At 40.8% G+C, this 12802-nt stretch carries 5 protein-coding genes; all 5 read left to right on the top strand.

Going from position 1 to position 12802, the window contains the following annotated elements; genetic code table 11:
• Positions 1-140: 140 nt before the first annotated feature.
• Positions 141-2222, top strand: a complete 2082-nt coding sequence (gene fusA, locus HMPREF2780_RS05285) for an elongation factor G (protein ID WP_061598603.1) — start codon at positions 141-143, stop codon at positions 2220-2222.
• Positions 2223-2454: 232 nt separating this feature from the next.
• The gene (gene gap / locus HMPREF2780_RS05280) at positions 2455-3465 is read left to right on the top strand and encodes a type I glyceraldehyde-3-phosphate dehydrogenase (protein WP_045505322.1); all 1011 of its coding nucleotides are present in this window, start codon (positions 2455-2457) and stop codon (positions 3463-3465) included.
• A 247-nt stretch (positions 3466-3712) separates the two neighbouring features.
• Positions 3713-8461, top strand: coding sequence for an endo-beta-N-acetylglucosaminidase (locus HMPREF2780_RS05275; protein ID WP_105026311.1), 4749 nt, complete (start codon positions 3713-3715; stop codon positions 8459-8461).
• A 318-nt stretch (positions 8462-8779) separates the two neighbouring features.
• Positions 8780-9979: a phosphoglycerate kinase gene (locus HMPREF2780_RS05270; protein WP_011999746.1), complete on the top strand. Its 1200-nt coding sequence runs from the start codon at positions 8780-8782 to the stop codon at positions 9977-9979.
• A gap of 182 nt (positions 9980-10161) precedes the next feature.
• The coding region (locus HMPREF2780_RS05265) for an antigen I/II family LPXTG-anchored adhesin (protein WP_158672294.1) at positions 10162-12802 on the top strand (2641 nt) is incomplete at its 3' end.

The following is a 12802-nucleotide window of genomic DNA, read 5'->3' as shown; positions in this document are numbered from 1 at the left end:
TTAGCTACAATTCAACTTATCTACAAGTTGAAACCAACAAAATCAGATAAACATTGAGAACGGGTAGGTCCTGCCTATCCGTTTTTGCTAAATAATGTTATAATAAACTGTAAAATAAATTAATAGGAGAAAATAACCTCATGGCACGCGAATTTTCACTTGAAAAAACACGTAATATCGGTATCATGGCTCACGTCGATGCTGGTAAAACAACTACAACTGAGCGTATCCTTTACTACACTGGTAAAATTCACAAAATCGGTGAAACTCACGAAGGTGCGTCACAAATGGACTGGATGGAGCAAGAGCAAGAACGTGGTATCACAATCACATCTGCTGCGACAACAGCTCAATGGAACAACCACCGCGTAAACATCATCGACACACCAGGACACGTGGACTTTACAATCGAAGTACAACGTTCTCTTCGTGTATTGGATGGTGCGGTTACCGTTCTTGACTCACAATCAGGTGTTGAGCCTCAAACAGAAACAGTTTGGCGCCAAGCTACTGAATACGGAGTTCCTCGTATTGTATTTGCTAACAAAATGGACAAAATCGGTGCTGATTTCCTTTACTCAGTAAGCACTCTTCATGACCGTCTTCAAGCAAACGCTCACCCAATTCAATTGCCAATCGGTGCTGAGGATGACTTCCGTGGTATCATTGACTTGATCAAGATGAAAGCTGAAATCTATACTAACGACCTTGGTACAGATATTTTGGAAGAAGATATTCCTGCTGAATACCTTGAACAAGCACAAGAATACCGTGAAAAATTGGTGGAAGCAGTTGCGGAAACTGATGAAGACTTGATGATGAAATACCTCGAAGGTGAAGAAATCACTAACGAAGAATTGAAAGCTGGTATCCGTAAAGCAACTATCAATGTTGAGTTCTTCCCAGTATTGTGTGGTTCAGCCTTCAAGAACAAGGGTGTTCAATTGATGCTTGATGCAGTTATCGATTACTTGCCAAGCCCACTTGATATCCCAGCAATCAAAGGTATCAACCCAGATACAGATGAAGAAGAAACTCGTCCAGCATCTGACGAAGAGCCATTTGCAGCTCTTGCCTTCAAGATCATGACTGACCCATTCGTAGGTCGTTTGACATTCTTCCGTGTGTACTCAGGTGTTCTTCAATCAGGTTCTTACGTATTGAACACTTCTAAAGGTAAACGTGAACGTATCGGACGTATCCTTCAAATGCACGCTAACAGCCGTCAAGAAATTGAAACAGTATATGCTGGTGATATCGCTGCTGCCGTAGGTTTGAAAGATACTACAACTGGTGACTCATTGACAGATGAAAAATCTAAAATCATCCTTGAGTCTATCAACGTTCCAGAACCAGTTATCCAATTGATGGTTGAGCCTAAGTCTAAGGCTGACCAAGACAAGATGGGTATTGCCCTTCAAAAATTGGCTGAAGAAGATCCAACTTTCCGTGTTGAAACAAACGTTGAAACTGGTGAAACAGTTATCTCTGGTATGGGTGAACTTCACTTGGATGTCCTTGTTGACCGTATGCGTCGTGAGTTCAAGGTTGAAGCAAACGTAGGTGCTCCTCAAGTATCTTACCGTGAAACTTTCCGCGCTCCTACTCAAGCTCGTGGATTCTTCAAACGCCAATCTGGTGGTAAAGGTCAATTCGGTGACGTTTGGATCGAATTTACTCCAAATGAAGAAGGTAAAGGATTCGAGTTTGAAAATGCTATCGTCGGTGGTGTGGTTCCACGTGAATTCATTCCAGCGGTAGAAAAAGGTTTGATTGAGTCAATGGCTAATGGTGTCCTTGCTGGTTACCCAATCGTTGACGTGAAAGCTAAACTTTACGATGGTTCATATCACGATGTTGACTCATCTGAAACAGCCTTCAAGGTTGCGGCTTCACTTGCATTGAAAGAAGCGGCTAAGACTGCACAACCAGCTATCCTTGAACCAATGATGTTGGTAACAATCACTGTTCCTGAAGAAAATCTTGGTGACGTTATGGGTCACGTAACAGCTCGTCGTGGACGTGTTGATGGTATGGAAGCACATGGTAACAGCCAAATCGTTCGTGCCTATGTACCACTTGCTGAAATGTTTGGTTATGCAACAGTTCTTCGTTCTGCATCACAAGGACGTGGTACTTTCATGATGGTATTTGACCACTACGAAGATGTACCGAAGTCAGTACAAGAAGAAATTATCAAAAAACATAAAGGTGAAGCGTAATAGCTCTACCTGAGCACCCTCTAAGGGTGCTTTTTTTCTCTCAAAAAAACTATCTGAAAATAATCTTGAAAAAGATTTGAAAGAATGAACAAGTTTCTCTTACAATGATGAAATCAGTTGCATTTTATATCAAATAGGTATATAATAATAATGTTGAAAAGTGATTTGTAGCAACTCAAGTTACTCTTTTCACATAAAATATTTATTGATTTTCATAAGGAGGAAATCACGAATGGTAGTTAAAGTTGGTATTAACGGTTTCGGTCGTATCGGTCGTCTTGCATTCCGTCGTATCCAAAATGTAGAAGGTGTTGAAGTTACTCGCATCAACGACCTTACAGATCCTGTAATGCTTGCACATCTGTTGAAATATGACACAACTCAAGGTCGTTTCGACGGTACTGTTGAAGTAAAAGAAGGTGGATTCGAAGTTAACGGTAAATTCGTTAAAGTTTCTGCTGAACGTGACCCAGAAAACATTGACTGGGCTAACGACGGTGTAGAAATCGTTCTTGAAGCAACTGGTTTCTTTGCTACTAAAGCAGCTGCTGAAAAACACTTGCATGCTGGTGGTGCTAAGAAAGTTGTTATCACTGCTCCTGGTGGATCAGATGTTAAAACAGTCGTATTTAACACTAACCACGATATTCTTGATGGTACTGAAACAGTTATTTCAGGTGCTTCATGTACTACAAACTGCTTGGCTCCAATGGCTAAAGCTCTTCAAGATAACTTCGGTGTTGTTGAAGGATTGATGACTACTATCCACGCTTACACTGGTGACCAAATGATCCTTGACGGTCCACACCGTAAAGGTGACCTTCGTCGTGCACGCGCTGGTGCTGCTAACATCGTTCCTAACTCAACTGGTGCTGCTAAAGCAATCGGTCTTGTAATTCCAGAATTGAACGGTAAACTTGACGGAGCTGCACAACGCGTTCCTACTCCAACTGGATCAGTAACTGAATTGGTAGTTGTTCTTGAAAAGAACGTTACTGTTGATGAAGTAAATGCAGCTATGAAAGCTGTTGCTAACGAATCATACGGTTACACTGAAGATCCAATCGTTTCTTCAGACGTTGTAGGTATGTCTTACGGATCATTGTTTGACGCAACTCAAACTAAAGTTCTTGACGTTGACGGTAAACAATTGGTTAAAGTTGTTTCATGGTATGACAACGAAATGTCTTACACTGCACAACTTGTACGTACTCTTGAATACTTCGCGAAAATCGCTAAATAATTCATAGTATAGAAAAAGAGAGCTTAGCTCTCTTTTTTTGTACTTTTTTTAGAGATTTAAGCCCTATTTATAGGATGAGATAGAAAGGATTGACAATGAAAGTAAGCAAAGGGTAGAATGGTTTTGAGTGAAGTTTTCTTTTTTTAAAGAAAAATGTAAGCGATTACTTTTAAAAAAGGAGTGGTGTTAGTATTTAGAATTGGATAGTCGCAAAACTAAGAAAAGAAGAGAAGGAGTCAAGGGAAACATGGAATTTTATAAAAAGCAAAAATTTAGCATCAGAAAGTTAAGCCTGGGAGTCTGTTCTGTTTTAGTAGGAATAGCTCTTTTTGGAGTGGCAAATGTTTCAGCAGAAGAGAAGCTTACAGACTTGTCCCAAGCTAGTGATGTGGCTTTAGTCAATGCAGATGCCCCTAAGGAAGAGGCGGCAGGGGAAGCACAAGGGAAACCTGCTTCAGAGGAGGCAAGTCAAGCAGCACAGCCAGATACAGAAAATCAAGCAGTTGTTGAAGATAAAAAACCAGTAGTAGAGAGTCAAGATGTAGCAACTGTCGCAGAGAAAGAGGAAAAACCTGCAACTAAGGAAGCAAAAGTCGTAGAGGATCTACCGAGTCAAGAAGAGAAGAAACTAAAGCCAAAAGAAGTTAAGTTTGATACTTGGCAAGATCTGCTAAATTGGAAACCTGGGGATCGAGAAGATGATGATATTAACCGTGCTAGCGTACCTTTGGCTGAACGTTATCAAGGGCATCAAATTAATCAACAAGCAAATCCAGAGGCTAAGGTTCAGGCTTTATCCAATATGAACTCCAAAGCACTTGACCATGCTTCTACTGGAGGTGAGGAATTTAAGGCCTATGCCTTTGATTATTGGCAATACTTACACTCAATGGTTTTCTGGGATGGGCTAGTTCCTACTTCAGATGTCATTGATGCTGCGCATAGAAATGGCGTTCCTATCTATGGTACCCTCTTCTTTAATTGGTCTTCCAGCGCTAAGGATCAGGAACGATTTGCAGAGGCTTTAAAAGAAGATTCTGAAGGTTCAAAGACCTTCCCTATTGCACGTAAATTAGTTGAACTTGCCAAGTATTATGGTTATGATGGCTACTTTATTAACCAAGAAACAACTGGTGGTCAGGTAGAGCCTTTAGGACCTAAAATGCGTGACTTCTTGCTCTATACAAAAGAGTATGCGCGTTCTTTGAATTACCCGATTAAATATTCTTGGTATGATGCCATGACCTACGAATATGGTCGTTATCATGAAAATGCCCTTGGAGAATATAATTATCAGTTTATGCAGCCTAAAGACGGTGAAAATCCAGTAGATACTTTCTTTGCTAACTTTAACTGGGGTAAAGCAGAGACGGATTATTCAATCAGTACTGCAAAATGGATTAAACGCAATCCTTACGATGTTTTGGCTGGGATAGAGTTACAAAAGGGCGGTTCTTACAAGACCAATGTGGACTGGGATGCCATTCTAGATGAAAATGGGAAACTCCGTCTTTCTCTAGGTCTCTATGCACCTGATACTATCACTGGTCTTGGTAAAACAGGTGAGGGCTACCATACTCATGAAAATTATTTCTGGACAGGTTTCCAAGGTGATCCTAGTAAGGGGAAACCAGCTGACCAAACTTGGTATGGTATGTCAAACTTGGTAGTTGATAAAACAGCTATCACTAAACCTGATTTTAATACTTCCTTTAATACTGGTCACGGGAAACGTTGGTTTGTAGATGGAAAAGTTTCTAAAGATGGAGAATGGAACTATCGTTCGGTATCCGGCTTCTTGCCGACTTGGCGTTGGTGGATTCAGCACTCGGAAGGTAGTGCACCTCTGAAGGGGCGTTATGATTTTGATGAAGCCTATAACGGTGGAAATTCACTAGCTTTTGAGGGAAACTTGGATGCAAATAGCAGCCAGAATGTTATGCTTTATTCAACTAAGATTCCAGTTAGTGATAAGACCAAACTTAGCCTAACGCATAAAGGTGGTCAAGGAACGAGTGCTTGGGTTGCTCTTGCGACCAAACCAGATTATTCTGAGTACGAATGGAAAGAACTCAAAACTAGCAAAGATTGGAAGACAGAGACCTTTGACTTATCTTCTCTAGCTGGTAAAACGATTTATGGGGTTAAGATGTTCTTTGACCACGACAGTGATGTCAAAGATTATAAGTTTAATCTAGGTCAATTGTCCATCTATGCCAACCAAGAGAAACCAGCTGCGCCAAAGGATGTCGTTGTAAAAGCTAAACGTCTTCAAAATGCTCAGGAAGCAGAAGCCTTGCTACAGTTTAAGGGAAGTGCAGATGCAGATTATTATGAAATCTATGAAAAAGATGGTGATCAATGGCGTCTAGTAACTGGAACTTCTGGCACATCAGCTTATTTGGCTAAGGTGAGTCGTTCAGCTAGTGCCAAGGGTAGTAAGCAAGAGTTAAAAGTCGTTGCAGTAGGAAAGAATGGTCTTCGTTCGGATGCTGGGACGGTTGACTTTGATTGGGGCATGCAGGTTTCCGATACTTCTTTACCAAAACCTTTAGCGCCGAATGTAGTTTTAGGAGCCAAAGTGATTGCTTCAAGCTTCCCTGATGCAGATGGAAGCGAGGGTATTGAAGGCATGCTGAATGGTACTATTACTAGTCTGTCAGATAAATGGTCTTCTGCCCAACTAAGCGGAACGGTAGACATCCGTTTGACTCAGCCACGTACGGTAACTCGCTGGGTTATGGAGCATGCTGGAGCAGGTGGAGAGTCTGTTGATGATGGTAAGATGAATACGCGAGACTTTGATCTATATTACAAGGATGAAGCCGGCGAATGGAAATTAGCCAAGGCTGTCCGGGGCAATAAGGATCATGTGTCAGATATTGTATTAGATAAGCCGATTCGAGCACAAGACTGGCGCTTAGATGTCATTACAGCTGATAACGGGACTCCATGGCGGGCAATTCGGATTTATAACTGGAAGATGTATGAAAGCTTAGATACTGAGACAGTTAATATTCCGATGAAAAATGCTGCTGCGCGTGTTCTGGGAAATGGACACGTTCAAGTAGGTTTTAAAGATGTTGCAGCTAAAACAACAGTATCACTATATGAAAGTAGCGATGCAAAACAAGCGATTGCAACTATGACAGCCGATAAGGATGGCAATCTTATCTTTAAACCTCTTGCTTTTGCTAAATTGCCTAGCTTACTATATTATCGTTCACAAGTTGCAGGTAAGGATATTAGTAATGTGCTAGCTATTGAAGTGCCTAAAGAAGACAAAGAAATTTCTAAGGTTGAACTTGAAACAGCACCTGAAAAGAAGGTTTATCGTCAAGGAGATGCTCTATCTCTGAAGGACGGTACTATTCGTGTCGGCTTTAAGGGTGGAGAAGCGGATCAGTTGATTCAGCTATCAAATAGCGGGGTTGAAGTAACTGGTTATGATCCTTCTAAATTAGGGGAGCAGCATTTACAAGTATCTTATCTGGGCCAAAAACTGGATCAATCACTGACAGTTTATGTTGTCAGTCATAGCGAAGCAGGAGAGAAGACACCTGTGGGACTTGAATTGATTGAAAAACCTAAAACAGACTACATTGTTGGTGAAAATCTTGAGACACAAGGAGGACGTTTCCGACTAGTTTTTGATGATGAAACAACTGAAGAACATGCTTTAGATGAAGCAGGTGTCCAAGTTACAGGATATGATGCTCACAAAGAAGGACGCCAAACAATTTCGATTGGCTATCGTGGTGTGACGACAACTTATGATGTGTTTGTATCGCCAAAACCAGCTCTAAATGATGAATATTTGAAGCAAAAATTGGCAGAAGCAGCTGCTGTACAAAATAAGGTCGATTTCAGCTTTGCAAGTCAGGAAAATAAAGATGCCTTGCTCAAGGAAATCGCAAGTGCGGAGCAAATCCTGAAAGACCATGATACAAGTACACAAGGACAGGTTGATGAAAGTCTGTCTAAACTGACTCAAGCATTCAAGGCTTTGGATGGCCGAAAGAATTTTGCAGACAAAACTTCTGAATTGGATGCTTTGGCAACAGAAGCCCAAGACTTGCTTGCACAAAAGCCAAATCATCCTTCTGGAGATGCTTTAGTCAATTTATTGAATAAAAATAAAGATTTATTGGCCTCTTCGGAAGTAAGCCCAGAAGCGCTTGAAACGGCCAAAACTTCTCTTCAAGCGTTGATTGCTCTACTTAAAGAAGACAAACCGACTGTCTTTGTAGATTCAGCTACAGGAGTGGAAGTTCAATTTTCAAATAAGGAAATTACTCCAGTTAAAGGTTTGAAAGTCGGAGTGGTTGAGGCTAATGCTGCGGAAAAAGAAGCCTTTGCAGGTAGACTTGGTAAGGTATACGACATAGAGGGAGTAGATAAAGAGGGACGAGATATTGATACCCAGCATGCTTCTCTTGTTAAAATACCAGTAGAAGCTGGCAAGGAAGTTGAACAAGTTCTCTTCTTCCCAGATAATCAACCAGTCCAATCTTTAGCCTTTGAGCAAGTAGGCAATGAAGTTATCTTCACGGCGCCTCACTTTACTCACTATGCTCTTGTCTACAAGACACCAAAAGCAAGTGAGCCTGACCAGCCACTCAAGCCTGATCAACCATCTGAACCTGATAAGCCTACTGTTCCAAGTAATGATAATTCTAAACCGCTTCATTCTCAATTACCAGGTGATGGTCATTTGAGTCCAGTTCAACCGAATGCAAATTCAACTGTTGAGCATCTAAACTATCAGGAAATGGATAGAGGATCTGCAAATTATCAAAGTCAGAACTTAGCAAATTCATCTTCTCAATCAGCCAAGGAAGAAGTTAATTCTCTGGATGTTAAAAAAGAAAATACTGTAACGTCTGCAAGCAACTTACCTAATACAGCTAGCCAAGAAGCATCATTTGTAGCAGAGTCAATCCTTTTGGTGGCTCTCGGTGGCCTTCTCTTAGCAGGTAAGAAAAAAGAAGATTAACAAATCAGCCAAGATAAGTGTCTTTCTAGATATCCCTTTTAGCAATTAGACGTGAAAGGAAAAGGTGCCTACAAGAAGACTGCTAGGCTGACTAAATTATCAAACCTCCCGTAAACTGCATATGGGAGGTTTGATTATTGTAGAAGGGAAGCTTTTGAAGTATAAAAACAACTTGTTATGGTTTATGTGTGAATGAATTGACTATATTGCCGATGAAAGGGATATAATTAAGCAGGGGAAATGATTGGATTTTTCTACCTCTTTTACATCTTTTGTGATATAATTATCATGTATTAAAAATAGAAGGAGTCATATCCAATGGCAAAATTGACTGTAAAAGACGTTGACTTGAAAGGGAAAAAAGTTCTCGTTCGTGTTGACTTTAACGTTCCTGTAAAAGATGGCGTGATCACAAATGACAACCGTATCACTGCAGCTCTTCCAACTATCAAGTACATCCTTGAACAAGGTGGACGTGCAATCCTCTTCTCTCACCTTGGACGTGTAAAAGAAGAAGCGGACAAAGAAGGAAAATCTTTGGCACCTGTAGCTGCTGACTTGGCTGCTAAATTAGGTCAAGACGTTAAGTTTATCCCAGGTGTAACTCGTGGTGCTGAATTAGAAGCAGCAATCAACGCTCTTGAAGATGGACAAGTTCTCTTGGTTGAAAACACTCGTTTCGAAGATGTTGACGGCAAGAAAGAATCTAAAAATGATCCTGAGCTTGGTAAATACTGGGCATCACTTGGAGATGGTATCTTCGTAAACGATGCATTCGGTACAGCTCACCGTGCACACGCATCTAACGTTGGTATCTCAGCAAACGTTGAAAAAGCAGTTGCTGGTTTCCTTCTTGAAAACGAAATTGCCTACATCCAAGAAGCAGTTGAAGCTCCAGAACGTCCATTCGTGGCTATCCTTGGTGGTTCAAAAGTTTCAGACAAGATCGGTGTTATCGAAAACTTGCTTGAAAAAGCTGATAAAGTTCTTATCGGTGGTGGGATGACTTACACATTCTACAAAGCACAAGGTATCGAAATTGGTAACTCACTTGTAGAAGAAGACAAATTGGATGTTGCTAAGGCTCTTCTTGAAAAAGCAAACGGCAAATTGATCTTGCCAGTTGACTCAAAAGAAGCAAATGCATTTGCTGACTACACTGAAGTGAAAGACACTGAAGGTGAAGCAGTAGACCCAGGTTTCCTTGGTTTGGATATCGGTCCTAAATCTATCGCTAAATTCGATGAAGCTTTGACTGGTGCGAAAACTGTTGTCTGGAACGGACCTATGGGTGTATTTGAAAACCCTGACTTCCAAGCTGGTACAATCGGTGTCATGGACGCTATCGTGAAACAACCAGGCGTTAAATCAATCATCGGTGGTGGTGACTCAGCTGCTGCAGCTATCAACCTTGGCCGTGCAGACAAATTCTCTTGGATCTCTACTGGTGGTGGTGCTTCAATGGAACTTCTTGAAGGTAAGGTTCTACCAGGTCTTGCAGCACTTACAGAGAAATAAGATATCAGATTAAGATGGCTTTTAGCCATCTTTTTATCTAATATTCTGACCTGATTTTGTGGATAAAAGGCTTTCATCTATTCTTTAGAAAAAAAGTAGGTAAATTAGTTGCATACAGTCTGTAAAACTGCTATTATTAGACTGATGTATAAAACTAATTATGCTTAAAGGAAAGGTTTGAAATGAACAAAAGAAAAGAAGTTTTTGGTTTTCGTAAAAGTAAAGTCGCTAAGACTTTATGTGGAGCTGTCTTAGGGGCAGCTTTGATTGCTATTGCAGATCAGCAAGTTTTGGCTGATGAAGTTACAGAAACAAATAGTACAGCAAATGTAGCAGTCACTACAACTGGGAATCCAGCTACTAATCTGCCTGAAGCACAGGGAGAAGCAACTGAAGCAGCAAGCCAAAGTCAAGCACAGGCCGGTTCTAAAGATGGTGCTCTGCCAGTAGAAGTATCTGCTGATGATTTAAATAAAGCAGTGACGGATGCCAAAGCAGCAGGTGTCAATGTTGAACAAGATCAAACAAGCGATAAAGGTATAGCCACAACTGCCGCAGAAAATGCACAAAAGCAAGCTGAAATTAAGAGTGACTACGCTAAACAAGCTGAAGAAATAAAGAAAACAACGGAAGCTTATAAAAAAGAAGTAGAGGCTCATCAGGCTGAAACAGATAAAATCAATGCTGAAAACAAAGCTGCTGAAGATAAGTATCAAGAAGATTTGAAAGCTCATCAAGCTGAAGTTGAAAAAATCAACAATGCTAATGCGACAGCAAAGGCAGAATATGAAGCGAAGCTAGCTCAATATCAAAAAGACTTAGCCGCTGTTCAAAAAGCTAATGAAGACAGTCAGCTTGATTATCAAAACAAGCTTTCAGCTTACCAAGCAGAATTGGCTCGTGTTCAAAAAGCGAATGCTGAAGCTAAAGAAGCTTATGAAAAAGCAGTAAAGGAAAATACTGCTAAAAATGCTGCACTCCAAGCTGAAAATGAAGCTATTAAGCAACGCAATGCAACAGCCAAAGCCAACTATGACGCTGCCATGAAGCAGTATGAAGCAGATCTTGCAGCTATTAAAAAAGCTAAGGAAGATAATGATGCTGACTACCAAGCCAAATTAGCAGCTTACCAGGCAGAGTTGGCACGTGTTCAAAAGGCAAATGCTGATGCTAAAGCTGCTTATGAGAAGGCTGTTGAAGAAAACACAGCTAAAAATACAGCCATTCAAGCTGAAAATGAAGCTATTAAGCAACGGAATGCCGCAGCTAAAGCGACTTATGAAGCAGCATTGAAGCAATATGAAGCAGATTTGGTGGCAGTTAAGCAAGCGAATGCTACCAATGAAGCAGACTATCAAGCTAAGCTAGCCGAATACCAGACAGAACTAGCTCGCGTTCAAAAAGCGAATGCCGATGCTAAAGCAGCTTATGAGAAGGCCGTTGAAGACAACAAGGCAAAAAATGCAGCGCTCCAAGCTGAAAACGAAGAAATCAAGCAACGGAATGCCGCAGCTAAAACTGACTATGAAGCAAAATTAGCTAAATATGAAGCAGATCTTGCCAAATATAAGAAAGAGTTGGCTGAGTATCCGGCTAAGTTGAAGGCTTATGAAGATGAGCAGGCCAAAATTAAGGCAGCACTTGTAGAACTTGAAAAGAATAAAGATCAAGATGGTTACTTGTCTAAGCCATCTGCTCAGAGCTTGGTTTATGATTTAGAACCGAATGCTCAACTTGACCTCAAAACAGAAGGAAAACTTCTTACAGCAGCAGCTGTTGATGAAGCCTTTAAGAAAGACACAGACCAGTACGGTAAAAAGAATCTTCAGTTAGACAACCTGAATGTCAAGAATTTGGAAAACGGTGCTACTACTTCTTCAGTAGAATTGTATGGGAACATCAATAACAAATCTGACTGGACCACCAATGTAGGGAATAAAACTGAAGTTAAATGGGGATCTGTTCTTCTAGAACGTGGTCAAAGCGTAACAGCGACTTATACCAACCTTCAAAATTCCTACTACAACGGTAAAAAGATTTCGAAGATTGTTTACAAATATACTGTAGATCCTTCTTCGCAATTTAAAAATCCTAGTGGAAAAGTTTGGTTGGGAATCTTTACCGACCCTACTCTAGGAGTCTTTGCTTCAGCCTATACGGGTCAAGTAGAAAAAGATACTTCGCTTTTCATTAAAAATGAATTCACCTTCTATGATGAAAATGATCAGCCAATTAATTTTGACAACGCCCTTCTTTCTGTAGCCTCACTTAACCGTGAGCATAACTCTATTGAGATGGCCAAGGATTATAGTGGTAAGTTTATCAAAATCTCAGGTTCATCCATTGGTGAAAAGAATGGCATGATTTATGCTACTGAAACCTTGAACTTTAAACAAGGACAGGGTGGGGCACGTTGGACAATGTATCCAAATGGTCAGCCAGGTTCTGGTTGGGATACCTCTGATGCACCAAACTCTTGGTATGGTGCAGGGGCTATTAGCATGTCAGGCCCTAATAATTACGTTACTGTTGGCGCAACGTCTGCTACCAATGTGATGCCTGTAGCGGAAATGCCTCAAGTACCTGGAAGAGACAATACTGAAGGTAAAAAACCAAACATTTGGTACTCACTCAATGGTAAAATTCGTGCGGTCAACGTTCCAAAAATTACTAAGGAAAAACCAACTCCGCCGGTAGCACCAACTGAACCACAAGCTCCTACTTATGAAGTGGAAAAACCATTGGAGCCAGCACCAGTAGTACCAACATATGAAAATGAGCCAACTCCGCCAGTTAAGACTCCAGATCAACCGGAGCCATCAA

This window comes from Streptococcus sp. HMSC062B01 (assembly GCF_001811085.1).
Taxonomy (GTDB): domain Bacteria; phylum Bacillota; class Bacilli; order Lactobacillales; family Streptococcaceae; genus Streptococcus; species Streptococcus gordonii.
This window is presented reverse-complemented; position numbering and strand designations above follow the sequence as displayed.

What these genes read in the sequence shown, in the direction of transcription:
- HMPREF2780_RS05270 (WP_011999746.1), top strand. Translation starts at nt 8,780, where the DNA reads ATGGCAAAATTGACTGTAAAAGACGTTGACTTGAAAGGGAAAAAAGTT.
- HMPREF2780_RS05275 (WP_105026311.1), top strand. Translation starts at nt 3,713, where the DNA reads ATGGAATTTTATAAAAAGCAAAAATTTAGCATCAGAAAGTTAAGCCTG.
- fusA (WP_061598603.1), top strand. Translation starts at nt 141, where the DNA reads ATGGCACGCGAATTTTCACTTGAAAAAACACGTAATATCGGTATCATG.
- gap (WP_045505322.1), top strand. Translation starts at nt 2,455, where the DNA reads ATGGTAGTTAAAGTTGGTATTAACGGTTTCGGTCGTATCGGTCGTCTT.